The sequence below is a fragment of the Aeropyrum camini SY1 = JCM 12091 genome (assembly GCF_000591035.1).
Lineage (GTDB): Archaea > Thermoproteota > Thermoprotei_A > Sulfolobales > Acidilobaceae > Aeropyrum > Aeropyrum camini.
The window spans coordinates 557565-583776 of record NC_022521.1; the positions used below are offsets into that span (position 1 = coordinate 557565).

At 58.9% G+C, this 26212-nt stretch carries 28 protein-coding genes and 1 tRNA gene; 13 read left to right on the forward strand and 16 right to left on the reverse strand.

Annotated elements, in window-relative coordinates; all coding sequences use genetic code 11:
* The first annotated feature begins 176 nt into the window (after positions 1-176).
* From ACAM_RS03065 to ACAM_RS03075, 3 genes are all read left to right on the forward strand, one after another.
* Positions 177-959, forward strand: coding sequence for an SDR family oxidoreductase (locus ACAM_RS03065; protein ID WP_022541339.1), 783 nt, complete (start codon positions 177-179; stop codon positions 957-959).
* A gap of 82 nt (positions 960-1041) precedes the next feature.
* Complete coding sequence (locus ACAM_RS03070; RefSeq protein WP_022541340.1) at positions 1042-1353, forward strand: DNA-directed RNA polymerase subunit K; 312 nt, start codon at positions 1042-1044, stop codon at positions 1351-1353.
* Positions 1354-1424: 71 nt separating this feature from the next.
* Complete coding sequence (locus ACAM_RS03075; protein ID WP_022541341.1) at positions 1425-2492, forward strand: site-2 protease family protein; 1068 nt, start codon at positions 1425-1427, stop codon at positions 2490-2492.
* Here ACAM_RS03075 and ACAM_RS03080 read toward each other — a convergent pair.
* The gene (locus ACAM_RS03080) at positions 2441-3322 is read right to left on the reverse strand and encodes an ornithine cyclodeaminase family protein (protein WP_022541342.1); all 882 of its coding nucleotides are present in this window, start codon (positions 3320-3322) and stop codon (positions 2441-2443) included. The two genes, ACAM_RS03075 and ACAM_RS03080, sit on opposite strands and share 52 nt — an antisense overlap.
* Before the next feature lie 159 nt (positions 3323-3481).
* On the opposite strand from ACAM_RS03080, the gene ACAM_RS03085 reads away from it, so the two are divergent.
* From ACAM_RS03085 to ACAM_RS03125, 9 genes are all read left to right on the forward strand, one after another.
* Positions 3482-4978, forward strand: coding sequence for an ABC transporter substrate-binding protein (locus ACAM_RS03085; RefSeq protein WP_022541343.1), 1497 nt, complete (start codon positions 3482-3484; stop codon positions 4976-4978).
* Positions 4979-5170: 192 nt separating this feature from the next.
* Positions 5171-5935, forward strand: coding sequence for an ABC transporter ATP-binding protein (locus tag ACAM_RS03090; protein ID WP_022541344.1), 765 nt, complete (start codon positions 5171-5173; stop codon positions 5933-5935).
* Positions 5936-5937: 2 nt separating this feature from the next.
* Entirely contained in the window at positions 5938-6651 is a 714-nt protein-coding gene (locus ACAM_RS03095) for a branched-chain amino acid ABC transporter ATP-binding protein (RefSeq protein WP_022541345.1), read from the forward strand.
* A 12-nt stretch (positions 6652-6663) separates the two neighbouring features.
* Positions 6664-7734, forward strand: coding sequence for a branched-chain amino acid ABC transporter permease (locus ACAM_RS03100; RefSeq protein WP_022541346.1), 1071 nt, complete (start codon positions 6664-6666; stop codon positions 7732-7734).
* A 12-nt stretch (positions 7735-7746) separates the two neighbouring features.
* A complete protein-coding gene (locus ACAM_RS03105; protein ID WP_022541347.1) occupies positions 7747-8901 on the forward strand; it encodes a branched-chain amino acid ABC transporter permease in 1155 nt (384 codons plus the stop codon).
* Between the two features lie 91 nt (positions 8902-8992).
* Positions 8993-9069, forward strand: a tRNA-Ile gene (locus ACAM_RS03110).
* Positions 9070-9155: 86 nt separating this feature from the next.
* Positions 9156-9629 (forward strand): hypothetical protein, encoded by a 474-nt coding sequence (locus ACAM_RS03115; RefSeq protein ID WP_022541348.1) that lies wholly within the window; start codon positions 9156-9158, stop codon positions 9627-9629.
* 106 nt (positions 9630-9735) lie between these two features.
* Entirely contained in the window at positions 9736-10929 is a 1194-nt protein-coding gene (locus ACAM_RS03120) for a thiolase domain-containing protein (RefSeq protein WP_022541349.1), read from the forward strand.
* Positions 10930-10967: 38 nt separating this feature from the next.
* Entirely contained in the window at positions 10968-11492 is a 525-nt protein-coding gene (locus tag ACAM_RS03125) for a Zn-ribbon domain-containing OB-fold protein (RefSeq protein ID WP_062662565.1), read from the forward strand.
* Between the two features lie 10 nt (positions 11493-11502).
* Here ACAM_RS03125 and ACAM_RS03130 read toward each other — a convergent pair whose 3' ends face one another.
* Complete coding sequence (locus tag ACAM_RS03130; protein WP_022541351.1) at positions 11503-12387, reverse strand: SAM-dependent methyltransferase; 885 nt, start codon at positions 12385-12387, stop codon at positions 11503-11505.
* On the reverse strand, positions 12363-13421 hold the full coding sequence (locus tag ACAM_RS03135) for an SPL family radical SAM protein (protein WP_338029089.1): 1059 nt from the start codon (positions 13419-13421) through the stop codon (positions 12363-12365). Before ACAM_RS03135 ends, ACAM_RS03130 begins: the two co-directional genes overlap by 25 nt.
* A 148-nt stretch (positions 13422-13569) precedes the next feature.
* Between ACAM_RS03135 and ACAM_RS03140 the strand changes: the two genes are divergently transcribed.
* Positions 13570-14454: a hypothetical protein gene (locus ACAM_RS03140; protein ID WP_022541353.1), complete on the forward strand. Its 885-nt coding sequence runs from the start codon at positions 13570-13572 to the stop codon at positions 14452-14454.
* Positions 14455-14684: 230 nt separating this feature from the next.
* Here ACAM_RS03140 and ACAM_RS03145 read toward each other — a convergent pair whose 3' ends face one another.
* From ACAM_RS03145 to gcvH, 13 genes are all read right to left on the reverse strand, one after another.
* On the reverse strand, positions 14685-15698 hold the full coding sequence (locus ACAM_RS03145) for an FAD-dependent oxidoreductase (protein WP_022541354.1): 1014 nt from the start codon (positions 15696-15698) through the stop codon (positions 14685-14687).
* Positions 15699-15842: 144 nt separating this feature from the next.
* Positions 15843-16583, reverse strand: a complete 741-nt coding sequence (locus ACAM_RS03150; RefSeq protein ID WP_022541355.1) for a phosphotransferase — start codon at positions 16581-16583, stop codon at positions 15843-15845.
* Positions 16541-16843, reverse strand: a complete 303-nt coding sequence (locus ACAM_RS03155; protein WP_022541356.1) for a DUF504 domain-containing protein — start codon at positions 16841-16843, stop codon at positions 16541-16543. Before ACAM_RS03155 ends, ACAM_RS03150 begins: the two co-directional genes overlap by 43 nt.
* Complete coding sequence (locus ACAM_RS08340) at positions 16830-17843, reverse strand: hypothetical protein (RefSeq protein ID WP_022541357.1); 1014 nt, start codon at positions 17841-17843, stop codon at positions 16830-16832. The genes ACAM_RS03155 and ACAM_RS08340 overlap by 14 nt, the downstream gene beginning before the upstream one ends.
* 42 nt (positions 17844-17885) lie before the next feature.
* Entirely contained in the window at positions 17886-18689 is an 804-nt protein-coding gene (locus ACAM_RS03160; protein ID WP_022541358.1) for an ABC transporter permease, read from the reverse strand.
* Positions 18690-19460, reverse strand: coding sequence for an ABC transporter permease (locus ACAM_RS03165; protein WP_062662526.1), 771 nt, complete (start codon positions 19458-19460; stop codon positions 18690-18692). It abuts the gene before it with no gap.
* A complete protein-coding gene (locus ACAM_RS03170; protein ID WP_022541360.1) occupies positions 19447-20475 on the reverse strand; it encodes an ABC transporter ATP-binding protein in 1029 nt (342 codons plus the stop codon). The genes ACAM_RS03165 and ACAM_RS03170 overlap by 14 nt, the downstream gene beginning before the upstream one ends.
* 98 nt (positions 20476-20573) lie before the next feature.
* Positions 20574-21788, reverse strand: coding sequence for an ABC transporter substrate-binding protein (locus ACAM_RS03175; protein ID WP_062662529.1), 1215 nt, complete (start codon positions 21786-21788; stop codon positions 20574-20576).
* Positions 21789-22001: 213 nt separating this feature from the next.
* On the reverse strand, positions 22002-22919 hold the full coding sequence (locus ACAM_RS03180; RefSeq protein ID WP_022541362.1) for a succinate dehydrogenase/fumarate reductase iron-sulfur subunit: 918 nt from the start codon (positions 22917-22919) through the stop codon (positions 22002-22004).
* 21 nt (positions 22920-22940) lie between these two features.
* Entirely contained in the window at positions 22941-23297 is a 357-nt protein-coding gene (locus ACAM_RS03185) for a succinate dehydrogenase, hydrophobic membrane anchor protein (protein ID WP_022541363.1), read from the reverse strand.
* 12 nt (positions 23298-23309) lie between these two features.
* Positions 23310-23786, reverse strand: coding sequence for a succinate dehydrogenase, cytochrome b556 subunit (locus tag ACAM_RS03190; RefSeq protein WP_022541364.1), 477 nt, complete (start codon positions 23784-23786; stop codon positions 23310-23312).
* Positions 23787-23854: 68 nt separating this feature from the next.
* Positions 23855-25606, reverse strand: coding sequence for a succinate dehydrogenase/fumarate reductase flavoprotein subunit (locus ACAM_RS03195; protein ID WP_022541365.1), 1752 nt, complete (start codon positions 25604-25606; stop codon positions 23855-23857).
* Positions 25607-25694: 88 nt separating this feature from the next.
* Positions 25695-26129: a glycine cleavage system protein GcvH gene (gene gcvH, locus ACAM_RS03200; protein WP_022541366.1), complete on the reverse strand. Its 435-nt coding sequence runs from the start codon at positions 26127-26129 to the stop codon at positions 25695-25697.
* Positions 26130-26212: the final 83 nt, after the last annotated feature.

Consider the following 26212-nt stretch of genomic DNA (forward strand, 5'->3'; position numbering starts at 1 on the left):
GATCCCATGGTCCTGGATTCCAAACTCTAATTCCAACTCTCCATCCACGGTTTTCTGCACCGGGCCAGCCCCTGATCCTCCCGGAAGTTATATCCTCGGAGGCAGGGGTATAGGTTGTTTTAGACGTTTAACGTATTAGACGCAGTCACTAACCCTTAGTAACCCGGTGTTGCTGGTTGGATCTCGGCATAAGGGGTAAGCTGGCTGTTGTTACTGCTGGTAGCAGCGGATTAGGTTTCGCCTCCGCCCTCGAGCTGGCTAGGAATGGTGCTAGGCTACTTCTCTTCAGCCGTAGCAGAGAGAAACTCGAGACAGCCGCCTCTAAGATAAAATCCCTTGTAGAGGATGCCGAGGTAGATATAGTATCGGGGGACATTAGGGAGCCTGGCGATATAGATAGGCTATTCAACAGAGCCCGGGATCTGGGGGGAGCCGACATACTGGTCTACAGCACAGGGGGCCCTAGGCCGGGCAGGTTCATGGAGCTTGATGTGGGGGATTGGGACGAGTCTTACCAGCTGTTGGCGAGGAGCGCTGTGTGGGTGGGCCGTAGGGCTGCGGAGCAGATGGTCGAGAAGGGGTGGGGGAGGATGGTCTACATAGGTAGTGTGACCCTCCTAAGGCCCTGGGCGGATCTCGCCCTCAGCAATATAATGAGGCTGCCTGTTATAGGCGTGGTTAGAACTCTGGCCCTCGAGCTGGCCCCCCACGGGGTGACTGTGAACGCGGTACTACCCAGCCTGATACTGACGGACAGGGTAAGGAGCCTCGCGGAGGAAAGGGCCAGGAGGAGCGGAGTTACTGTGGAGGAGGCGCTTAAGGCTATGGCCTCCAGGATACCTATGGGGAGGGTCGGCAAGCCGGAGGAGCTTGCAAGTGTCGTGGCGTTTCTAGCCTCGGAGAGGGCCTCTTTCATAACGGGGGCGGTTATACCCGTCGACGGGGGAGCCCATATATAGCTGGCGTGCCCGCGGGGGTGGCGGCGCCCAAGATTTAACGGCTCCCCGGTAATAAAGAGGGTTTGCGGGGGTACGGGGTTCCATGGTGGAGAGGTACACTTCATACCCGAAGGTGGTCGATGACGTGGATATAGGGCCGCCGTACTTGACCAAGTATGAGCGGGCCCGGATAATAGGGGTCAGGGCCTTCCAGCTCAGCATAGGAGCACCGCCCCTAGTAGACCCCGAGAGGGTGGGCTCTCGGAGACCGCTAGACATAGCCCGCTATGAGGTGGACAACGGCATACTCCCCGTCTCGATCTACAGGTACCTCCCTGGGGGAGGAGGCCAGTCCCTACCGCTATCCCGTCTTGCGGAGCTGGCTAGGGAGATACTGGGGGGTGAGTACGTCTAGACCACTCCAGCCCGGGCCTCGTGGTTGATGCCCGGCTTCAAACGTGTGTTGAGGGTGGTGTAGCGTCCGCCTTGATAGACTGTGTGGAGATAGTCTCCAGGCATTTCGAGATCCTGGAGGTTAAAAGGGGCGGTGGAAGGCTCGCCGTACACCTAGGGCTACCCCTGAGGGGCGGGGATCTAGAGGATGTTATGGCCTCTCTCTACAAGGATTTAACGGCTTCAGGCTGCTACCCCTACTTCTCTAGGGAGGAGCTGGGGCTCGTACTCTATATACACAGGCCCGAGGCGGGGGCGAGGAGGAGGGCCCTCGCTCTGGCCCTCGCCGCCGCCACTCTAGCCACAGTCTACATGTCGGGCCTGGCCCTATCGGACCCCTCCAGAGGCCTTAGCTGGAGCCCCCTGGCCTATCTAGTCGGCCTGCTATTCCCCCTTCTGGTGCACGAGATGGGGCATTGGATCGTTATGAGGCTTAACAGGGTTCCAGCCAGCCTCCCATACATGATACCCGCCCCCCCGCTACAGCTAGGGTTCCTGGGGACCTTCGGCGCGGTCATAAACATGAGGTGGCTACCCCCGACTCTAGACTCTCTAACGGTCATGGCTGTCATGGGGCCTCTGGCAGGGTTCGTCGTTGCGGTGCCGCTGGCGGTGGTTGGCCTGCAGCACAGCCTCCTCCTACCGCCCCAGGAGGCGGCTGCGAGGGGCGACCTCATAGGCATACCGCTGATGCCGCTGGTAATGCTGCTTCTCGGCGGCGCCCTCGGACTCCCCTCTGACAGGGTCGTCGTTCTAAGCCCCCTAGCGTTCGCAAGCTATGTAGTATTCATAGTCACATTCTTGAACCTGATACCCGTTGGCATGCTCGACGGTGGCCACATCATAAGGGGTGTTGTGGGGGAGCGTATGCACCAGGCTATATCCCTCCTCGTCGTCGTAGCCTCGCTACTGGCCTCGGTTTACATGCCCCAGCTATCGCTATTCGCCCTCCTAGCCCTCCTCATATACATGATGACGGCCGGCCGCCACCCGGGGGCAGCCATAAAGATATCTGTACCGGGCTGGAGGTCTGTGGCTTCCGCGCTCATCTACTCGCTGCTACTAGTACTGACCTTCCCCCTCCCGCTCAGCCTCTCGTAGATGTGTATCGCGATGGCTAGGTCGAAGAGGGGGGTTCCAACGCTCTTGTAAACGTAGACGTCGCCCCAGCGGCAGGAGGCCGCGCCCCTCACATAGTCCCTAAGCGTCACCGCCTCAACACCGCAGGCGTCATCGCTCTCCTCGCAGGCTATGGCGGAGTCGACTAGTATGCAGCTCGCCCTCCTCTTCACAGAGTCGTCTAGCTCCCTAACAGGCCTCGGGGCTCCAACGCTGACCACATAAGCCCCGCTCCTCAGGAAATCTCCCTCCACAACGGGCTCCCTACTGTTGGTAGCCGCCACGACAACATCGGAGCGTCTGAGGAGATCCCTCCTCCCCACCCTCCTACCGCCGAACTCCCGGGCCAGCCTCTCCCCAGTCTCCATCCTCCTGCTCGCCACAAGGATCTCGTCGAACCTGAAGATTTGTAGGAGAACCCTGAGGTGGTATCTAGCCTGCACCCCCGCCCCTATAACCCCGAGAACCCCGCCCCCCCTAAAACCGAGCTTGGAGAGCGCCAGGGCGGAGGCGGCCGCCGTCCTCCACCCCGTAGGCTCCTCCGCGGGGATATCGAGAAGCTTCTCGCCATCACTGCCCCTGAAGAGGAGAAGAACACCCCTCACAAGAGGCAGCCCCCTACCAGGGTTCTCGGGGTAGACGCCGACTATCTTCGCGGAGAAGTAGCCCATACCACCAGCAACCATGGCACCCAGCCACGAGCCGCCCAGGGATATCGAGGACCTCGGCGCCTCATCATTCTCGCCCCGAAGCAGGTCCTCCAGAAGCTTCACCAGGCTATGGGGCTCCACAACTCCCTCGACATGGCCCACCTCCTCCACCCAGTATCTTTATAGACGGCCTCCTCCCTTATCCTGTTTAAGACCCACAATTTTACATATAATAATAGTATCTCATGGTGGGTCAAGCTTTTTATAGTCACTATATAACGGGTTCTACTGAATATGGGCTGTGGATAAAGGTGAAGATATATGAATGCGGCTAAGATCGGGGCTTTACTTCTGGCCGTTGCTTTAATAGCGCCAATATTCCTCTCCACCCCCGCACTATACACCGCGGCGGCCCAGCCCACTACAATAACGATAGGCGCCCTCCTCCCGCTCACCGGCGATCTCCAGAGCTACGGCGTCAGGGCCCAGGCCGCCGTGCAGGTGGCTGTCGAGGATGTCAACGCTTATCTCGAGAGCAAGAACGCGTGGTTCAGGTTTGAGCTCAAGGTTGAGGATACGCAGACGAAGCCTGATGTGGCGGTGCAGAAGTTCAACTCCCTGGTGGCCCAGGGGATAAAGTTTATAGTCGGCCCTATGACTAGCGCTGAGGTGAAGAAGCTCAAGGACCTGGCCGACCAGAACAACGTGCTGATAATAAGCCCCTCCAGCACCGCCATAGAGCTCAAGATAGCTGGAGACAACGTGTTCAGGTTCTGCCCCACCGACGATGTGCAGAGCAAGGCGATAGGCGCCCTAGTCAGGGACCTCGGTATAAAGGGCGTTGTGATTATAAACAGGGCCGACACTTGGGGCAACGGCCTCATGGAGGCCACTAAAGAGGTTCTAGAGGGCGAGGGTGTTGAGGTTGCCAGCGTGTACAGCTACAACCCGGAGTCCCCCAACTTCTCCGGCATAGCCAGCCAGGCCAACGGTGATATGGAGAGCCTGGTGAGCAAGTACGGGGAGGATAAGGTAGCCGTTGTTGCTATAGGCTTCAAGGAGGTTGTAGAGCTGTTCAGCGCCGCCGCCGATTACGAGACGCTCGAGGGCGTGCTCTGGATAGGGAGCGACGGTACGGCTCAGCTGAGCGAGTTCACGACAGACCCGCTAGCAAGGGAGTTCGCAACCTCAACCCTCTTCATAAACCCGATATTCTCGCCCGCTGCAACGGCGGCCCAGGAGAAGGTTAGGCAGGAGGTTGTGGCGAAGATAGGGGAGGAGCCCGACGCCTACTCTCTAGCGGCCTACGATGCAGTCTGGGCCATAGCCCTAGCCCTACTCCAGGCGGGCCCCATGGACAACCCTGACGAGATGGTTAACCAGGTAAAGCAGCTGCTGCCCCAGATAACAACCAGCGATGAGTTCGCCAAATACGCGGCCACAGGCAAGTTCCCCCTGGACGAGGGCGGCGACAGGGCCACGGCAGACTATGACTGGTACATAGTCGCAGAGGTCGGCGGGGAGTACAAGTGGGTCAAGGCTGGCGTCTACAAGGGTGTAGAGGATAAGAACGAGTGGGTTACTATAGAGGGCGTGGGCAAGACGTTCCCACAGCTGTTCCAGGAGAAGTTCGCCGCCGCGGAGGAGACAACCACCACAACCACGCCGAGCCCCACACAGGCCACAAGCCCCACTGAGACTCCAGAGGAGACTGAGACAGCCGAGGAGGGCGGTGTATCAACAACCCTCATAGCCGCCATAATAATAGTGGTTATAGTGCTAGCCGCAGCAGCCTACTTCTTCCTCAGGTCTAGGTAAAGCAGGCGGGAAAAAACGCCCAACCACATACTCCCCTATTTTTACAATTGACTCTCTAAACCTCCAGGCCCGACCCTCCACTCGGGGGACTGGCCGCCTCTATTGTTATTTTTGATTTGTGTAGAATTATGTTTAAGGTAAAGTTTATAGTAGTAAGTCGTGATTTCCACACTGGGGTAGAGGCTGCGTGTAATGGCGGGGGATATTATACTCAGGGTGGAGGACCTGGAGAAGAGATTCGGCGGTATAGTGGCGCTAGACAAGGTCGGCCTTGAGATAGAGCGGGGCAAGGTGACTCTTCTCATAGGCCCTAACGGATCAGGCAAGACTACATTGGTTAACGTTATCTCTGGCTTCTACAAGCCCGATGGGGGTAGGGTGCTGTTTAAGGGTAGGGATATAACTGGTATGAGCCCCCACGAGATATCGAAGCTAGGCCTTGTCAGGACTTTCCAGATACCCAAGCCCTTCGCAAACCTCACTGTGCTGGAGAACGTTCTCACTGCGGCGGATAGCCCCGGGGAGAACGTGTATCTAGCTGGCCTGGCTAGGAGGCTGTGGCTGGGGTTTGAGAAGAGGGCGGCGGCCAGGGCTTTCGAGATACTGGGCTGGGTAGGCCTTGACCACATGTGGGATAGGAGGTCGGGAGAGCTTAGCGGAGGCCAAATGAAGCTCCTCGAGATTGCCAGGTCTATAATGAAGGGCGCGGAGATGATAATTATGGATGAGCCCGCCGCTGGCGTGAACCCGAGGCTCGCGGGGTCTATAATGGAGAGGATAAAGTATCTGGCCAGGGAGAAGGGGATTACGTTCCTCATAATAGAGCACAGGATAGGGCTTGTGAAGGAGTATGTCGACTGGGTTTACGCTATGAGCATGGGTAGGGTGATAGCTTCGGGCAAGCCAGACGAGGTCCTCAACAACCCCGTCGTGCTGGATAGCTACCTGGGTGGGTAGCCGTGGGGGACTGGATTATAAAGCTTGAGGACGTCAGCGCAGGCTACGGGAAGCTCCAGACTCTCTTCGACGTAAGCCTCGAGATACCCCGCGGGCTGATAACGGTTATAGTAGGGCCCAACGGGGCTGGCAAGAGCACGCTGCTGAAGACGATGTTCGGGTTTACAACGGTCTACAAGGGTAGGGTGCTCTTCGAGGACAGGGATGTTACCCGGCTGCCGCCCCACGAGAGGGCTAAGATCGGGATGACCTTCATATTCCAGCTTGAGAATATATTCAGGGAGCTGACTGTCTACGAGAACCTCAGGCTAGCGGGCTACGACCTGCCCGAGGATGTTTTCAGAGAGAGGCTGGAGGAGGTTTTCAGCATGTTCCCCCGCCTAAAGGAGAGGCTGGGCCAGAAGGCCGGCACGCTGAGCGGCGGAGAGAGGCAGATGCTTGCCATGGCTATAGGTATAATGCGGAAGCCTAAGGTCTTCCTGATAGACGAGCCGACCGCAGGCCTCTCTCCAAAGCTGGCTAAAGAGGTTCTCTCCTACGTCAGGATACTCAACAGGGAGGGCTACACCGTCGTCCTCGTCGAGCAGAACGTCAAGGCCTCCCTGGAGATAGGGGACAAGGGGGTGCTGGTGGTTAACGGGAGGATCGCGTTCGACGGCCCCGCTGAAGAGCTCCTGGCCAGGAAGGACCTGGCCAAGATGTATCTAGGCGTCTAGGGGGTGGCGGCTTTGGTTGATGTTAAGGTATTGTTTGACATGCTAGCGTACTCGGGGGTTATAGCCCTTCTGAGCCTAGGCATAACGCTGGCCTACATCACCACTAGGGTGTTCAACTTCGCCCATCCGAGGATAGCGAACGTCGGGGCGTACGCCGCCGCGGCCGCGATGGCGCTCTACGTAGACCTTGTGAGGGACAGTGGTGTAGGCCGGTTTAAAGCGTCTCTAGGCCCTGTAGAGGTTACCGGGCTGATAGCGCCTGACGTGCTGGCGGTGGGAATTGTATTCGCGGTGCTGGCCGGTATAGTGGTGGCCCTTGCTGAGTACTACCTTGTGCTTAAGCCCCTGATAGACCGGGGCGCCGACTTCCTCAAGCTGATGATAGCGACGCTGGCGTTCGACTTTTTCGTGATAGCCGCGCTGTTCATACTGGGAACCCACATATCCGTAAAGGAGCTCGTCAGCGGCGTCTTCGGCAGGGAGACTACAAGCCTCTCCCTACACGCCTTCGACGCCAGGATCGACCTGGCCTTCCTAGGCTACAGGCTCAGGAGCATAATGATACTCTCCTTCCTAGGCAGCCTGGTGGTGGCCCTAATGCTCTACATACTGCTATTCAGGACGAAACTCGGGGTTAAGATGAGGGCGTCGATAGAGAACCCCTCGCTGGCTGAGGTCCTCGGCATAAACGTGGAGCAGGTGTACACGATAGCCTGGATAATAAGCGGTGCCACAGCGGGCTTCGCAGGCTTCCTCATACTCTTCATGGGCGACATTGTGAAGCCCGTCACAGCCACTAGCCCGGCCGACGAGATAATAGTAAGCGCCTTCGCTGGCAGCATAGTTGGGGGTGTGAACAGCGTCTTCGGCTCCATAGGGGGAGGCTTCATAATAGGCGGTGTGGAGATCTTTGTATCCTCACTGATAACAGACCTCACCGGCATAGACGTCACGAGATATAACAAGATGCTCTCTATGCTCGCAGTGGCTTTGACGCTGCTCTTCGCGCCACAGGGGCTGGCCACTCTATTCTCAGAAAAAATCCAGGCAAGGCTGGCCAGGCTCAGGCTTAGGGCTGGTTAGGGGGTGGTTGCTGTGCCTTCGGTGGACGTTGTGTTTCTCGTGGAGTTCATAGTAGCCTATGTGGCTGTGTACTACGTGCTGACCGCCTCCCTAAACCTGAAGGCGGGGGTCACAGGCATACCCGACTTCGGGCAGGCGATGTTCTTCGCCGTGGGGGGCATAGTAGTAGGCAACCTAGCCGCCAGGATAGCGGCGGCGCTAGCGGGCATGGACCCCTCCCTAGTTATAGCGGAGAACACCACAACACTGGAGAGGCTTAACAGCGAGTTCTTCCCCAACAGGCCGCTGGAGTCTATAGCTATACTTGTAGTCGCAATAGCCTCTGCCCTAGCCCTTGGAGGCCTCCTGGGCCTGCTGGCCTCCTACCCGGCTCTAAGGCTTAGGGGGGACTATCTGGCTATCATGCTGCTGGTTACCTCTGAGGCGCTCAGGATATACACGACCTACAGTGTGTGGCTAATGGGCTCCACACCCACAGTAGGCCTCACGCTCCCCAGCCTCCTCGCCTGGACAGGGGACCCTGGCCTCGCCTCCATACTGCTCACGTTGGCTATAGCTGTGCTGGTCTATGTATACATGGAGAGGCTCTACAACTCGCCCGCTGGAAGGCTGATGAGGGCTGTGCGGGATGATGAGGACGCCTCGAAGGCCCTGGGCAAGGACGTGGCCAGGGTCAGGAGGAACTCTATGGTGGTGGGAAGCGCCCTCGCGGCCCTTGCGGGGGTTCTATACTCGATAAACCCGCTGCTGGCGGGAAGCTCGGTTGCAGCCGTCTCGATATTCGACAGGATGCTATGGACCTTCTGGCCCTGGGCCCTCATGATACTGGGGGGAATGTCGAGCAACAGGGGAGTGGCGGTGGCCAGCGTCGTCACAGGCGCGGCCATACTAGGGCCCATAAGGCTCTACAAGGCCGAGCTGGCTAGGCTCCTTAGAGTAGATGCTCTAGGCTTCGACACAGACAAGTTCGCCGCTGGCCTGGAGTTCGTGCTTATAGGCGCCCTCATACTGGCCATACTCTTCCTGAGACCACAGGGCATAATACCCGAGCCCCCCTCAAGGACCCTCCCCGAGCGGGAGATAGAAGAGATAAGGGCTAGGGCGGCGGGAGAGGCCGGGCAGGAAGCCAAGGGGGAGCAGGGCGACAGCGAGGCTAAGGCTGGATAGCCCGCTGGCGGGCCATCTATTTTTAACCATGCCGGTCTCACCGCCTTCTAGGCTTAATAAGCCCTGGCTGTTAAACCGGGAATAGTGGCCTGGGCCCGTAGCTCAGCCTGGTAGAGCGCCCGGCTGATAACCGGGAGGTCGGGGGTTCGAATCCCCCCGGGCCCACCACCAGGCTCGATACTCCCCGGTAATACGGGGTTTCAACCTCCTATTCAGCCGCCCCCTCTAACAGACACACCTGGGGTGCCCGGGGATTGTCGTTTGAGAGGACTGTGGACTCGAGGGTCGGCCCTCTGGACTCAGCCACTAGGGCGGTTCTGTTCTCCGACTTGCTTTCCTCTGTAGACATATTCGTGGCGAGTGTAACGGCCTCCATGGTGTCCAGCGACGAGAGGCTCCTCTCCGTCGCCCTAACCGAGCTCGAATACCTCTTGGGGGAGACTGTGCATCTAAGGGACATAGAGGGCTCGCTGAGGGTTCTAGGGGAGGCTGGGCCAGGGATATATCAGATACTCGCCTCTCTAGGGCCCGAGGGGCTTAGAACTCTTCTGGCGTCGAGCATAGAGGCTCTGGAGGGGTATGGCAGTCCTGAGCCAAGCCTTGTGGCCGAGCTGGCTAGGCTTCACGGGTGGAGGGTTGATCCCGGCGTGCTAGATCACAGGACCTCGGCGAGCGCTGTTCTCCTCACCGTGGCGGCGGCGTTCCTGAAGGAGGTTTCCTCCGCCTAGGTCCTGCGGCGGCGATATTTAAGCTGCTTTCTTACCAGTATAATAAGCCCCCATGGCAGGCCCAGTCTTTACTCCTCGGTGAAACCCTGTTTATTAGGTGCATAGCTTGGGTAGGCCTGTTGCCATAGTAGGCACCGGACACTCGAAGTTCGGTGTCAGGAACGACGTTAACATTGCGGAGCTCGCATGGGAGGCTATGAGGGAGGCGGCCTCCGAGGCTGGAATAGAGCTGAAGGATGTTGACCAGGTTGTAGTGGGCAACGCCGGAGGGTGGAGCAGCGAGTACCTGTCTAGCATTGTCCTCCTCGAGTACGCCGGGATAAGCGGGAAGCCTGTTTACAGGGTGGAGGCCGCCTGCGCCACAGGGAGCGCCGCGATAAAGGCCGCCCACGATGCTATAGCTGCGGGTGAGGCCGATTTAGTGCTTGTTGTTGGTGTCGAGAAGATGAACGAGAGCCCCACCCCCATAGTGGTCGAGATGATAGGGAGGGCTGGTAACTACTTCTGGGAGTTCGAGAACTTCGGCCTCACCTTCCCAGGCTACTACGCCCTCTACGCCACCGCGTATATGAGCGAGTTCGGGGCTACAGAGGAGGACCTCTGCAGGGTGGCAGTCAAGAACCATCACCACGCAAGCATGAACCCCAAGGCACACTTCCCCCGTGCAATAACCCTGGAGCAGTGCCTACAGTCCAGGTACGTGGCCTGGCCCCTGAAGCTCTACGACAGCAGCCCCATAACAGATGGGGCCGCCGCGGTTGTTATGGCAAGCGAGGACCTCGCCAAGAAGCTTACAGACAGCCCGGTGTGGATCCACTCCATAGGCATGGCGAGCGACACGAGCAACCTCAGCAAGAGGCCCGACTTTCTGGTTCACAGGGCTAGCAGGCTGGCTGCTGAGAGGGCCTTCAAGAAGCTCGGGATAGAGCTTGAAGGCTCGTACAAGCACTTCGACTTCGCCAACGTCCACGACGCCTTCACTATAGCAGAGATACTGGCCTACGAGGCCATGGGCTTCGCCAGGCTGGGTGAGGGCTACAAGCTGGTTAGAGAGGAGCAGACGTACATAGGCGGTCTCATACCCGTTAACCTAGACGGAGGGCTCAAGGCCAAGGGCCACCCGATAGGTGCTACTGGCGTCAGCATGGCTGTAGAGCACGTGAGACAGCTCCAGGGTAGGGTGGAGAAGGGCAGGCAGGCGGAGATAAAGCGTGGCAGGAGCCTAGCCCACAACGTTGGGGGGACCGGGCACTACGCCTTCGTAACGGTCTACGGCCTCGACAAGCCTAGGAGGTATTGAGCAGTAGGGGGGTGGTTCGCGTGAGCCAGAAGAGGCTTATGGACGAGTTTATGGCGCAGGTTGAGGCTTTCGCGGAGGAGATGAAGAGGAGCATGGGGCTCCCCATACTCCTAGACCAGAAGACTGGTGTGGCCATGTGGTTCGACCAGAGGGAGCTGAGGCTGAGGTTCGCCATAAGCATCGAGAAGATAAGGAGGTTCTTCGAGGGGCTTACCGAGGGTAAGATACTGGCCACAAGATGCGTCAAGACGGGTAAGATATACTTCCCCCCGCAGGTGGACTGCCCCGACGCCCCGGACAGCGAGGTGGAGTGGGTTGAGATACCCCGGGAGGGCGTTCTGCTGACCTTCACCGTTATAAACACGAAGCCCTACACGTTCAGCCATTACCCCGACTACGTTGTGGGGATAGGGAAGGTAGCGGAGGACCTAAACATACTCGCCTGGGTCAGGGGCGACCCCGCGAAGCTTAGGAGGGGTATGAAGGTTAGGCTAGAGGTTGTTAAGAGGGAGCCGGAGGGCTACCTAACCTACGAGTGGGTGCCGGTCGAGGAGCAGGGTTGAGTGTGGAAGTCTAAACGGGCTCCATATAGACGCCTTTTTTGCAGTTCTCACCCACAATCTTATAGACATCCCTGTCGAACTCTAAGGGGCTCTGCTCCCCAGCAGCAACCGCCAGCAGCCACTCCTCGACGGGGGAGAGCCTGGCTGGAACGATCATGGAGTAGACCCCCCTTTCCACCCCCGCCCTAGCCAGCTCCCCGAGGCTGCTCCAGTAGAGGACTCTATGATCGCCGCCCACCCCAGCAGACACGAGTATGGCGGGGAGCCTTGCTAGGAGGGCTGGAGCCCCAGCGAGGCTACTATACTCCTCGTCACCGCGGAGCAGCAGTCTAACGCCGACGCTGGGGTCGAGCTGGACACCCTGGTCGTCGACGTCTAGCAGGGCTGTAGTGTGTAGGTCGGCGCAGAGGTTGAGGTATATCCTCCTAGCCACGCTGAGGGGCGTCACACCCCTCCAGGGGCCCGGAAGGGTTACGGTGCCCCCGAACCTGTAGAAGCTCAGCATAGTCGCGCCCCGCGCGGCCTGAACACCGCTTACCCCCGGTATGTACCTGACCCTGACCCCGGCCTCCAGCGCCTCTGCGGCTAGGCTGGAGTGCGTGGTTGCTACCATGGGGTCGCCGGCAGTGACCACGGCTACCACCCTGTCGATAGCCATTGACACTATCTCACTGGACCTCTCCTCGAGGTCGCTCCTAGACGCCCTAACCACCCTACCATCACCCGCGGCCTCGGCAACGCTCCTATAGAGCCAGTCGGAGCCAGGCATAGTGTAAGACTCTACGTAGACAACGTCGGCTCTGTGCACAGCCTCCAGAGCCTCGAGAGTCTGCATTCCGGGGGCGTAGCCCCACCCGACGAGAAGCAGGGTCACGAGCCCTCTCCTCCCATCCACCTCTCCAGGGCTAACGCCCTCTCCGGTCTAACCCTGGTGGGTATGAGGTGGCTGCCGTCGCAGCTCCCCGCTTTGAACCACGTCCTACCCGTGAACCCCTCCCTGCACGTGGCGTACTCGAGGCCTAGCCTGGCGGCCTCCTCTATAACCGGCTTTAGGAGGCTCCTCCTCAGATCCTCGGGCAGATATATGTAGCCGTGCATGTAGACACCCCTCTCCCTGTAAAGCCTGTACAGCTTCTCAGCCTCGGCTCCCAGAGCCCGGCGCATCCTGGACAGGTTGTCGGGTCTTGCCTTGTAGGTGCTTGTCACTATGAACCTCACTCCAGCCATAGCGAGCTTGGCCACAAGCTCCCTAAGCTCATACGGGTCGTCGTTCACATAGGGTATAACCGGGTCTACCCTAACGCCGACAGGCACCCCCGCCTTCACGGCGGCGGCCGCGGCTTCTATCCTCTCACCTTGGCCAGGCGCTCCAGGCTCTACTACCCTCAAGAGGGTGTTACCGTCAAGCCCGGTTATAGAGGGCGTCACTGCTGCGTTAGCCCTGGAGAGAATGTCGAGGTCCCTCCACGCGTAGAGGGTGCCCTTGGTAGTTATGAGGAGCCTGTAGCCGCGGGGGGTGAGGACCTCGAGGGCCACCCTGGTGAGGCCCAGCTCCTCCTCCTCAGGGGGGTAGGGGTCGCTAGACGTCCCTATGTTGACCAGGGACCCCGGGGGGATCCTGCCTAGGTCTCTCTCAAGCCTCCTAACGAGGCTCCTCTTGGGCGTCGAAGGCTTAACCCCGATATACGCTGTAGCGTAGCAATACCTGCAGCCTATGCTGCATCCGGTGTAGGGGTTTAGGCTGTATTTGAATGGGCAGACGCAGAGGGGGCTGTCCCAGGGGTCGAAAACGCTCAGCACACCAAGCCTCAGGCCACCACGCCCCCTAGACCCCAAGGCGCCAGTCACTCCCAGAAGAATACTCTTTAGACGCCTGGTGCCAGGTATATTTGTGGAGCGCGGCCTGTGAAGAACGATGGGCAGCCCCAAACCCCCGGCCTGGAGCCCGGGTGGTGAGGAGGCCTTGTACCCGGAGGCCGCGCAGACCCCCCGGGTGGTTGGCAGTGTTTTAAACCCCCCCGTTCTATACAGTTTAATTCTGGCTGCCGGGAGGAGGTGTTGAGGCTTAAGAATTTACGTGGGAGGGCTTCTCTTCGGAGCCGCGATAGGCTGGATCCTCGCGGTTACCGCGTTTATAGCCTCAAGCATTGTAACCCTCCACACCAGCCTAGTCTACCTCGTTGCAGCCTCGTTCGCCGCGGGCATGGTGGCGGGCTATCTGGTGTACATGAGAATCCTGAGATGGTTCTCGAGTAAGGTTGAGGAGATTGAGCAGGAATTCCTCCTCTCGGCACTACCCCGCAGGCAGGATTTGAGCGGTGGTAAAGCCCTCTACGCAAAGGCCGGGAGCCTCGCCCTGGCCCCTGAGGCGCCTGCAGAGGCATTCTCGGCCGGGGAGGACCTAGATTTTGCAGGGAGCTTAGAGGATGTAGAGAGGCTTGAGGAGGCCCTGTTCAAGGTCTGGGCTCTCGTTAAGACTGTAGTCGAAGGCGCTGTGGGTAAGAGGTTCGAGGCCGTGCTCATAGTGGCGGACGACGACGAGTACGGGGGCGTCCCGGTGGCTATATACCCGGAGACTAGCGTCGCCTATGTTGACGATGACGTTCCAGGAGATGATGTGAGCGTCGCCATAGAGGGGGCTACGGTAAGCGTTGTACTACCCCTAAGCATATACAAGGTGCTCGTCGACATGGTTGAGGACGGTGAAACCGCGGCTGTTAGGAACCTCAGGCAGGCCAAGGCCCTCTACTTAATAGCCAAAAAGATAGCAGCCTCAAGCTCGGGCGACGACAGGATAGCAGCGTACATCGCGTACAAGACCCTGGTAAACCTGTCGAGGAGGGGTATAGTAAAGTTTGAAGGCTCGACCCTCGAGAGCATACCCTTCGAAAACGATGAGCTAAAGCTCAAAATCAAGGAGCAGGTGAGGCTGGAGAGCGAGAGCGCCGGGATAAAGATGTAGAACACGCCTGCCTAGAGGCCTGGCCGGGGAAACTGTAAACTAGGGCACCCCCGGGCTACCTGGGGGTGAGCAGCCGCGACACCTCCTCACACAGTCATGTTGCGGAGGCGTTGCAATCGGCATATAGCCCGTCGTGCATCCCCGGGGGTGCCCTTCTAGATAGATCCCTTCGAGGGTGTTTAGATTTTTGTCTTGCTTTTCCTCCTATTCGTAGCAGGCTTTTGTTAGGTTTAGAGCTGGCCCGAGAGGTATAGGTGGATCTTCTGGGCGGCGTCTAGACCTGATTTCAGGGCTTTTCCTATTAGGCTGGGCCCGTGTCTAACGTCTCCGCTGGCGAACACACCCTTTCTCGTCGTCATGAAGTTCTCATTCGTCTTTATGGTGCCGTCGGGGTTCAGCTCTATTCCACAGCAGCCGTTGCTGAAGGGTGGTGTGGGAACCTCGCCTATGGCAAGTAGCGCCCAGTCGAACTCTGCTTCGAACTCGCTGCCCTCTATGGGGACTGGCTTTGGCCTGCCGGAGTCGCCTGCCTTGAGCTCCATTCTGACGAACTTGACAACCCTCCTGCCCCCCTCCTCGTAGAAGGCTATGGGCTGGGTTAGCTCCCAGGCTTCGGCCCCCATCTTTATGAGCCTCTCAAACTCGTTCTTCCTCATGGGTGCGTAGTCTCGGGTCCTCCTGTAGCTTAGGACGACTTTCTTCACGCCGTCCTTGAACTCGGGGTAGGTTAGGGGTACGTGTACTGCGTCGGCCGCCGTTAGGCCGCCCCCCACTACCAGAATGCGGCCGCTTACCTTCGGGACCTTAGACCAGGGGAGGTAGCCGTACCTCGCCATGTGGACCTCGACCAGCCAGTCGGCCGCCGGGAGGACCCACGGGAGGTCCTCGCCAGGGGCGCCGAGCCTCCGAGGCTTCCAGGTGCCTGTCGCTATTAGGACGGCGTCGCTGGCCTTGATTATGTCCTCCAGGCTTATATCCCTGCCAACCTTGGTGTTCAGGATTATCCTGACACCCCCCTCAACAAGCTCCCTCACGCTCTTCCTTATATTGTCCTTTGGTATACGGTCGTCTGGTATGCCGAACATCATCATGCCTCCTGGCTCGGGCATCATATCGTAGACAACTACCTCGTGGCCCCTGCACCTGAGGAACCCGGCTGCGCCGAGGCCAGCTGGGCCAGCTCCTATGATGGAGACGGTCTTGCCCGTGTAGGGGGGTATCTCCTTGCATCTCAGGAACTTCACCGGACAGCACCCCAGGTTTTTATAGCGCGGTATATGCTCTTTCTACACCAACCAATATTTGCGGGGGAGAGTGTATTTAAACCGGGGTGTAGGGCCTCCAGGGTTTGAGGAGGCTCCAGTACCTGTCCGCCATATTTTAACGCTTCATAGGGAGCGGGCTAGCCTGTAGAATCGGATCGCGTGGAGGGGAGAGACTAGGAGGGGGTTTAGGAGCTTCAGCCTAACATCACCAAGCGCATCTAGGACCTCGCTCCACCTATCTCCGGCGGCCTCCCTATAGCTGCTTAGGGCCATCTCCACAAACCTCCACTTAAGCGGGGAGGCTAGTGCTATTGTTGTTGCCGCCAGGACTAGGAGGTCCCAGGCTGCCTTGTAGGGGGTGTAGTCGTCGGCCTGCTCGAAGTCCACGAGCCACACCCTCCCCCCTCTGTATATGAAGTTGCCCGGGTTGGGATCCCCCAGCACAGCCCCCACTGCGAAGTGCAGCCTCGCGAGGCCGAAGCCCAGCTCCCTCCAGGCGTTCTCGTCAACACTGTCCGAAGCAGGCTCGCCATCTATGAACTCTCGCACAAGCAGCGGCCTCTCTTCCATGCAGTAGGTTATTATCCTTGGAACCGGGTAGGCCCCCCTGAGGCGGCGGTACCATGCCAGCTCGTTCCTAAGCCTCCCCTCAGGGCTATAGATGTACCTGTAGACGGGGATGTAGGGTAGTGTGACGAGCCATTTTAGACTCTTCTTCGAATAGTCTTTGACAACGAGTTTTCCGCCGTTGCAGGTGCATATGAGGCTTGAGGTGGTTAGCCCGGAGCCTTTGCAGCTGCACTCGGCCACAATTCTTTTCGCTAGCCCGCAGTCCTCCTCCGGCTCGATAGGTCCTCCAGCCAACCCAACCCCCTGCGCCAGACAGTCTCCCCCCGAGGTCCTCTAATCTCAACTATCCTGTGGAGGGGTATTGAGTCCCCGTTTACAAGATGTACAGCCCACTTGTCGACTCTGACGACGCTCTCCAGCCTGGCCTCCCTGAGAACCTCGCCAACACCTTCAACCCTGTGCCTATACACTATCCTGTAATCGCCTCTATCCTCCAGGGGGTAATTCATTATGCGCCTGACAGCCTCGAATATATCGCTCCTACGCCTCCCCACCGCCTCGCCTCCCCCCGCACAGTATGGGGGCGAGGTCCTCCCTGGAAGGCGTCTTCCCAAGGTAGCCCGAGTAGAAAGCCTCGCCTCCCCCCTCACCGCCATACCAGTAGGGGGAGGCCTCCTCGACAATCCTAACGAGCCCCCGCCCTCCTCCCGCTAGGGAGAATACGGGCTGGCCGCCGCAGCGGTTGACACCGTATATGAACACCGGCTCCCTCAGCCTCCCCCAGAGGATCCTGGCCACCCTCTTGTGTATGAACCCGGTGTAGTCCACCCTCCCCAGCCTCCAACCACACATGCTTCCAGCCTCTCCCTCGAGCCTGGAGGCCAGCTCCTCAGCCTCAAGATCCTCCTGCGCCCTAAGACTAGCCAGCATAGCGTCCTCGAACGCAGACTTAGCCGGCTCTGCCGTATCGTAGCTGAAGAGCCTCGGGTACCATGAGGCGGCCTCCACCTTGCATGCCTCCTCAACTCCCTCCAGGTTTGATGCAACCGTCTCAGGTATCCAGTAGTCTGTCGAGGAGTCTAGCCCGGCCTCCCCCATGAACCTCCTGTAGAGCGCGTTTTCCCTGGAGGCGTTCCATGCGACGGCGACTATGCTGGCGGCAGCCATCAGCGGGTGGTAGTCTCCGGCGCCTAGGGATAGCTTGGCGTCTATCGAGACGGCCTCTGGCACGCCCGGGTCTAGCACTATGGCGCTCCTAAGCCGTGGCCCCCTCCTGTATAGTATGGCGTAGGAGCTGGAGGCGTCAACACCCTCTTCGGGCGCGACGCCTAGGTATATGGCGAGGTCGAACTTCTCGCTGGGAGCCTTTATAACAGGCCTCCACGAGTGAACGGGCTTCAAAACAGCCTCATCACGTGCAGCCGGCCTGAGCAGCCTCATAACGTGGTAGGCCGAGATTATACCGTCCGGGTTCATAATATATGCTATCAGAACCCTGCCGCCTGAGTCTATAGCTTTGAGGAGGCCTGTGAAGTCCCTAGTGTAGACAGTCATTACACAGCAGCCCAAACCATATGTGGAGGCCCCGGGGGAGTATTATGTCTCCCCTCTAAACCTCCTCCCGCCGAGCCTCGCCGTGAGGATGACGTAGGCTAGGGCGGCCGCCAGGGACACGGCTAGGAGGACCATGGTTATAGCCGCCAGGTAGCTGAAGCTGGAGAACTCCGACAGGCCAGGCCTTCTAGCCCTGTTCCAGAGTAGTATGGGTATGGTCTCTATGCCCGGGCCTCTCGTGAACAGCGTTTTTATGAAGTCGGTGAAGCTGAGTATGAGCGCGAGGGTGAAGCCAGAGACGATGGCGGGGGCAGCGAGTGGTATGGTCACGCTCACCAAGGCCCTGAGGGGTGTTGCTCCTAGGGTTCTGGCGGCGTTCTCAAGGCTCGAAGCCCTCTGCAGCGCCGGGGCGGCGACGACGTAGACGTAGGCTATGTTGAACGCCGTATGCCCTATAATCACAGTCTTCAGACCGAGGCCGACGCCAAGCGCTGTCAGGAAGAGTAGGAGGGCGGCTGCCTCAGCTATCTCAGGGAGGACGAGGGGCGGGTACATTATGGCGTCCACGAGCCCCACCCCACCCCGCCTCCTGACCGCGAGCCCGGCTGCAGCGCCTAGAAGGGTGCTAGCCACAGCGCTGGCAGCCGCTATGAGGAGGCTGTTGTAGGCTGCGTCCTGCAGCCTCTCATCACCCAGCATCATACCATACCACTTCAGTGTGAAGCCCTCCCACACTCCAATGTAGGGGCTGGGGTTTAGGCTCTGGAGGGCGAGCAGGACTATGGGGAGGTACATTGCAGATAGGATGGCGTACGTTACAGCCTTTGAGGGCGTTACCCCGGGCATTCACAACACCCTATAAGCCTGCCTGAAGACGGCGTAGGCGGCTGTGGCGCTCAGCAGTGTTACCAAGAGGGTGACGGCACCCCCAAGATCCCACCTGTCCCCGGAGAGTATGAGGTGGTATATGAGGCTGCCGACAGTGAAGCCAGTGGTCCCCCCGAGTAGGCTTGGTACCACGTAGTCTGTGAAGCTTACGAGGAAGACCACCACGAACCCTGCCGCCAGCCATGGTAGGGCCAGCGGGGCGACTATGCTCCTGTACACCTGGAGCCTCCCAGCCCCAAGGGTTCTAGCCGCCTCTACGAGGCTTCTGGAGACGCTGCTAACACCGGCGAAGGCGAAGAGGATGCCTAGGGGGAGGTTCTCGTAGACGAGGCCAATGAAAGTAGCCTTCCACCCGGGCCCTATGCCCGCGAGGGATAGTACGAGCTTTATGCTGAGGGTCCTGAGCAGCACGTCTACTATGAAGGGCGAGACGAAGAGGGCGAGGAGGATTATCCTCTCCCTCCTCCCAGCCTCCAGGGCGATGTAGTAGCTTGGGGCTAATGCTAGAAGCGTCACTACCAGGGCTGTCGCCGCCGCTACTGCGGCGCTGTTGAGTATAATCAAGTGGTAGTGTGGCCTGGTGAGGACCTCAATATACGGCGCCAGCAGCCCCTTCTCCCCGCTGTACACCGCGAGGTAGGCTAGGGGGGCGTAGAAGAATGCTAGTAGGTAGAGGACGGCTGGTGCAGCCAGGAGTGCAGCTGCAGCCGGGACCTTAGTCGAGCGCAACATCCACGCCCCTCTCAGGACTCCAGGTTACCGAGACCAGCTCCCCGGGCCGGGGGAGGCTCGCCGCCATGCTCCTAGGAACTACGGCCTTAAGCCTGCCCCCCTTCCACCTGAGCTCCACCCTTATCAGGGGGCCCTGGAACACGAGGTCCTCGACAACCGCCTCAAGCCTCGGCCACTCTGGTGGTATAGACGAGCCGTTCCTAACTATCTCTAGGTCCTCCGGCCTGACAACAACAGCCGACCCATCCCCGCTCCCAGGGTTGAGAAGCTCCTTAGGCAGTATATTCGCGTCGCCGAAGAACGTGGCCACATACACGCTGGAGGGCTTGGTGTAGACCTCGACGGGGCTCCCATGCTGCACTATCCGGCCAGCCCTCATTATAACCAGTGTGTCCGCAAGCTCCATAGCCTCCCACTGGTCGTGGGTCACGTATATCATTGTCGAGCCAAGCTTCCTCTGCAGCCTCTTCAGCTCGCCGAGGAGGCGCTGCCTTATCTTGAAATCCAGGTGCGAGAGGGGCTCGTCGAGAAGGAGCACCGGAGGCTCGTAGGCTATAGCCCTCGCAAGAGCCACCCTCTGCTGCTGCCCGCCGCTGAGGCTGGTAACCCTCCTGCCCCAGTACTCCCGGGGGGGTGTTAGGCCTACAGTCTCCAGCGCCCACTCAACCTGCCTCCTAACCCCGCTCTCGCTGAAGCCTCTAGCCCTGAGGCCGAAAGCCACGTTATCGTAGACCGTCATATGGGGGAAGAGGGCGAGGTCCTGGAACACGAAGCCCACGTTCCTCCTCTCAGGAGGGAGGCTGGTGTAGTCGACACCCCCGAATAGAACCCTACCCTTAGCAGGCCTCAGGAGGCCGGCTATAACCTTCAGCATAGTGGTCTTACCGCACCCGCTGGGGCCTAGGACCGCGGTTATGGAGGATTCTGGAAAGCTGAAGCTAACCCCCCTCAGGGCCTCAACCTCGCCGTAGCTGGCGTAGACGCCCTCAAGCCTAACCTCTACGCCGCCCAACAGGCAGCCACCGCCCCCCCGGGTTTGGTCTAGAGTGTTGGTGGGGGGCTTAACGGTTAAAACTTAACCGTGCGTCATCATTGCGGTCGGTGCTGCGCCTAGCTTCTTGACGCGCCCCGGGAGAGCCTGTATAGGAAGGCTGCGGCTACTACCAGCACAACAACGCCGACCACTATTACTAGTGTTGAGTCTAGGTTGCTGGGCTGTGATGCCAGTATCCGGGATCTCGCGTCTTCTACTAGGCTCTGCATCTCGCTATCTAGCACGGGGCTTGGTATTAGCTTGGTGTTGCTGGGCGGGTAGACTAGCGGGTTGTCTAGGACCTCCCTGAGCTCTGGGTCGCTCCTCGCCAGAGGCTCCAGCAAGCTTTTCTTGATAGAGGGGGCGTACCAGACAGCCTTGAGGTTCATAGCCGCTATCTCGGGCTCTAGCAGGAAGTTTATGAAGAGGTGGGCGGCCTCAACGTCGTGGGCGTCCCGGGGTATCACCATGTAGTCGACCCAGAAGAGGGTTCCGTCCTCGGGGGCAACGTAGCCCACCTCGGGGTTCTCGTCCGCGGCTATGAGGGCGTCCCCGTTCCAGGCCTGGGCTAGGCACAGCTCGCCGTTGACAAGCCCTGGTATGTACTGGCTCGCGCCGTAGAAGCCCGCAAGGTAGGGCTTGAGACCCACGATAAGCTCCACCACCTTGTCTATATTCTCCTTGGTCCACGAGGACCTATCGCTAGGGTCTATCCCCAACGCTATCATGCCAGCCTCGACAACCTCGGAGAATTCGGAGAGAAGACTCACCTTACCACTATACCTCTCCATAAAGGATTTGGTAAGGAACTCCTTCCACGCCCGCGGGGGCTCGGTGACGCAGCCCTTAACATAGGCTATCCCCGTGGTACCCCACATGTAGGGCACTGCATAGTCCTGGCTCGGGTCAGCCGGGTGGGAGGCTATCCGGGGGTCTAGGTTGGCAAGGTTGGGTATCAATGTCTTGTCAAGCTTCCTAACAAGCCCCTGCTCTATGGCCAGCTTCACGTGCGAGTGGGCTATTATTATCACGTCGTAGCCGCCGCCACCAGCCTTCAGATAGGGCCACGCCTCCTCAGCACTCTCATACTCGTCGTAAACAACCTTAATACCATACCTATCCTCGAAGATCCTCAGCACCTCATAGTCGATGTACTCGCTATAGTTCAGCACCTTAATGGTTCTATCAGAAGCTGAGGCAGACACACCTAGAAGAGGAGCGGCTATGAGAGAGGCCACCAGGACGGCCACTACAAGCCCCGGAAAGACAAGCTTAACACCAGTTCTCCCCACACCGGGCACCTGAGAAGCAACCGATAACACCCGGGAGATTTAAGCATAACCCGGTTTAGACAGGCTAACGGTGAAAAGCACAGCAGCGAAGAGAAAATATCTGGAGGCGGCGTGGGCGGGGTGTGCAGAACCGCTGTCCAGCCCGAGGGCAAGCCGCTGCGGGGCTGCCCCGTGAGGGCGGCGGGGTTACGGGCTTACCCCGCCCTACACCCGCTAGCCTACCAGCTTCTCCACAGGTATCTCCGGCGGCGTCTCCTCGAGCTTCTCCACGTCAACGCCCTCGAGAGGCTGCGCCTCTGGCGGCAGCGGGATCCTCTCCTTCTTGGCCTCCATCGGGGGTACAACCCCGTTTATCCTCTTCCTGTAGAGTCCCAGCCTGTACTTGAGGAGGAGGCTCCTCAGCCTCTGTATCGCCCCCGCCGGGTCGACCTCCTTCGGGCACACTGCGCTGCAGCTTGCGGCGAAGTGGCAGCCGAACACTCCGTCTATAGAGTCAACTATCTCCAGCCTCACCAAATAACCCTCGTCCCTAGGGTCGACAACGAACCTGTACGCCTGGGCCAGGGCCTGGGGGCCTAGGAATTTGGTGTCGCTGGCGAATATTGGGCAGGCCGCCACGCAGAGGCCGCAGGCTATGCAAAGGCTGTACTGGTAGAACTGCTCGTACTCCTCTGGCAGGAGCTTGTACTCTAGCGTAGGGTTCTCCTGCTCCTCCACATCCCTCCTGATGAGGTAGGGTTTCACGCGCCTATGCTTCTCGAAGAACTCGGTGAAGTCTGTTAGAAGGTCCTTGACCACCTTGAAGTTGTACATAGGCTCGACCCTGACAACGGGGTTATCCTCCCTGGCAACCTGGGCAACCTGCGTCTGGCACGCGAGCCTGGGAGTCCCGTTTATAGTCATACCGCAGCTGCCGCAGACAGCCATACGGCAGCTGTACCTCAGGGTCAGAGTGTGGTCCTGCTCCTCCTTAATCTTTAGCAGCGCGTCCAGAACGGTCATGCCCCTGTACGTCTCTACCTCGTGCTCCTGCCACCAGCTCCTCCCGCTCTCAGGGTCGTACTTTCTGATTACAAACCTAACCTTCCTGGGCGGCGCGAGAGTAGCCACCTTGGGGTCGAACAGAGCCATAGCCCGACACCACCCCCCGTGCTAGAGCGGAGGCTCCACCCCGACTACCGTGTAGGTGGCTAGCGCGCCGAAGACTAGAAGCGTTAAGACGGCCGCTGCGTTCACAGCCTTATCCCACAGCTCACCATGGTGCACCTCCAGGAGTATTATCCTCAGCCCGTTGACACCGTGTATGAGGGCGGTGTAGGCGAGGAGCAAGAGCACGAGGCTGAAGCTCGTTATCTCTCTATAGACCACCTCAGGCATAAGGGTTTGTATAAAACCGTCGACTCCGTGCAGCCACGGCAGCCTGAGGGCTAGATGCCACGACACAAGTATAACCAGGAGGGCGGCCGTGACATACTGGAGGAGCTGCATGTAGCTAGACTTCACAGCCACAACCCACACCCCCTAGGTCAGGAAGAGCACATACCCTAAGGCTATCCACAATACTATCCAGAGGGCAAATACCACGTGTATCAGCCTCCTCTGGAACCCCCTCAGGCTCGGGGCAATGTAGGGTGGCTTGGGCTTCTCCGGCCTCCCTATCCCCAGAGCCAGTGCCTCGACCAGGAGGAGGCGGACGCCGTTGAGGCCGTGGAAGAGTACAGCGCCCATAGCTATGTAGAAGAGGATTGATATGGGCGTGATGCCGTCGAGGTTGGCCACCTCCTCAAGCCACGCCTCCCAACCGCCCCTGGCGGGCGCACTGGTCGATATTATGTGGAAGAAAATGAAGAAGGCCGTTATCACACCCGTTATCCTGTGCATGTGGAAGGCCAGTCTCTCAGGGTTGTTCCATATGTTCAGTATGAAGGGGTCTATAAACGCCCTCCACCCGGGCCTCAAGTCGAGATACCTCACAAGGTCCCTAGGCCTCCTAGCCACCTCCCAACACCCCTCTCACCAAGCCTACTCCGAGACCACTAGAGGCCGGGGCTAAAACCCCTCCTAAATCAGTACTTCCTCTCAACAGGTTTCCAAGTAGTTATTCTAACCGGCTCGTAGTCTATCCTCACGTCGTCCTCCCCGCTTGAGGTTACCAGAGTGTGTTTCAGCCAGTTCTCATCATCCCTCTTCGGATAGTCTACCCTGTAGTGGGCTCCTCTGCTTTCAGCCCTGTTGAGAGCGGCCTTGGCAACTGCCAGGGCTGCGTCCAGCATGTTAGCCGTCTCCAGCGCTGCTATCAGGTCTGTGTTGTATATTCGCCCCTTGTCCTCGACATATACATCCTCCCTGAACATCTTCCTCAGCTTCAGTATAGTGAGGAGCCCTCTCCTCATGCCCTCTTCATCTCTAATGACGTAGAAGTACTTACCCATGGTGTCCCTCAGCTCCCTCTTTATCACGTAGCTGGGGGTTCCCGACTCCCTCTTCAACAGGCCGTAAACCCAGCTCTCCTCCCTTTCAAACCTCTCAGGCTCCACACCCCTGGCCTCCGCCTTAAGCGCGTACTCGGCGGCCAGCATCCCGGCTATCCTACCAGAAGTCAGGCATTCTGCAGTGCTGTTACTCCCCAGCCTGTTAGCACCGTGTATGCTGGCCGCCGCCACCTCGCCGGCGGCGAACAAGCCCCTAACCCACCTTCCCTCCGCGTCTAGCACCCTGTAGTAGCTGTCAGTCCTTATACCGCCCATGGTGTAGTGGGCGACGGGCCTTACAGGCAGCGGCTCTTCAACCGGGTCTATGCCAGCATACCTTATAGCTATCTCCCTCACCGCGGGTAGACGCTCGTTTATCTTATCCTCGCCGAGGTGTCTAAGGTCTAGCAGCACGTACTCGAGGCCAGAGACCTCGTCCCTAAACCCCCTGCCCTCGAGTATCTCCCTTATGATACACCTAGAAACTATATCTCTCGGTGCTATCTCCGCCATCTTCGGGGCGCATTCCTTCCTGAGCATAAACCTCTCGCCCCTGTTGTTGAGCAGGTAGCCGCCCTCGCCTCTGGCACCCTCCGTTATCAATATGCCGCTCGGCACGAGGCCCGTTGGGTGGAACTGGAAGAACTCGGGGTCCTTCAGGGGGAGACCAGCCCTAAGCGCCATTCCCCAGCCGTCCCCGGTTACCGTGTGGGCGTAGGTGGCGAAGTTGTAGAGCCTTCCAGCCCCTCCCGTCGCTATTATACCCGCCTTCGCCTTGAACAGGTATATGTCGCCGTCCTTCGGGTTTATGGCGAAGACTCCCCTGAACTCCCCGTCCTCCACCACGATGTTGGTGGCATACCACTCGTCATACCTCTCCCACCCGTCGTACTGGAGGAGCTTGTTGTAGAGGGTGTGCATCTCGTAGAATCCCGTCTTGTCGCCGGCGAATAGTGTTCTCTTGACGCTGTGGCCCCCGAAAGCCCTGACGGCCAGCCTGCCATCAGGCCTCCTGCTCCAGGGCATACCCCAGTGCTCCAGCAGCCTGACCTCCTCTGGCATGAGCTTGACGAATATCCACACCGCATCCTGGTCGGCGAGGAAGTCGCTCCCCTTTATAGTGTCCCACGCGTGGAGAGCATAGCTGTCCCCCTCCTCCTTATATATGACAGCGGCCGTCCCCCCCTCGGCGCTTATACTGTGGCTACGCATCAAATGTATCTTGCTCACGAGGCCTACATCGAGCTTGTCCCCATACCTCCTCTTAATCTCAACCGCCGCCCTCAGGCCAGCTATCCCGGTGCCAACCACAACCACGTCGTGCTCTATTACCTCGGGTTTAGGCAAGAGACCACCCCGGGTCCCAATACATATATTTTGAGGTTCGATACTGCTTTATTTTTCCCAACGCAACAGCCGGGGGGGGTCCTCCCCCCTACTCTTCCTTCCTCTTCCTCACACTTTCCACATACTGCTCGGCTGTGAGGAGAGTCTCGAACTCTCGGGGATCCTCCACTTTTATCTTGAATATCCAGCCCTCGCCGTACGGGTCGTCGTTTATGAGCTCGGGCTGGTCCAGTAGCTTCTCGTTAACGTCGACTATCTCCCCGGAGAGTGGGGCATAGATATCGGCGGTAGCCTTTATGGACTCTACTGTCGCCACAGCCTCTCCCTTCCTAACCTTCCTCCCCTTCTCGGGCAGCTCGACCCCCACGACATCCTTCAACTCCTTCTGGGCAAAGTCTGTTATACCCACTGTGGCTATCCCGTCCTCCAGCCTAGCCCACTCGTCGCTCTCCGTGTACCTGAGGTCCTTGCGGAGGACGAACTTGACTCCGGCAACCTCAACCTCCATAACATCCCCTGCCATAAATCAAGACACCCCCCAGACTTCGCATCGTCTCAGCTATAGATACTTAATGTGGAGGCTAGTTATTCCTTCCACATTACAAT

What these genes read in the sequence shown, in the direction of transcription:
- ACAM_RS03085 (WP_022541343.1), top strand. Translation starts at nt 3,482, where the DNA reads ATGAATGCGGCTAAGATCGGGGCTTTACTTCTGGCCGTTGCTTTAATA.
- ACAM_RS03125 (WP_062662565.1), top strand. Translation starts at nt 10,968, where the DNA reads ATGGACGAGTTTATGGCGCAGGTTGAGGCTTTCGCGGAGGAGATGAAG.
- ACAM_RS03180 (WP_022541362.1), bottom strand. Translation starts at nt 22,919, where the DNA reads ATGGCTCTGTTCGACCCCAAGGTGGCTACTCTCGCGCCGCCCAGGAAG.
- ACAM_RS03160 (WP_022541358.1), bottom strand. Translation starts at nt 18,689, where the DNA reads ATGCCCGGGGTAACGCCCTCAAAGGCTGTAACGTACGCCATCCTATCT.
- ACAM_RS08340 (WP_022541357.1), bottom strand. Translation starts at nt 17,843, where the DNA reads ATGACTGTCTACACTAGGGACTTCACAGGCCTCCTCAAAGCTATAGAC.
- gcvH (WP_022541366.1), bottom strand. Translation starts at nt 26,129, where the DNA reads ATGGCAGGGGATGTTATGGAGGTTGAGGTTGCCGGAGTCAAGTTCGTC.
- ACAM_RS03090 (WP_022541344.1), top strand. Translation starts at nt 5,171, where the DNA reads ATGGCGGGGGATATTATACTCAGGGTGGAGGACCTGGAGAAGAGATTC.
- ACAM_RS03070 (WP_022541340.1), top strand. Translation starts at nt 1,042, where the DNA reads ATGGTGGAGAGGTACACTTCATACCCGAAGGTGGTCGATGACGTGGAT.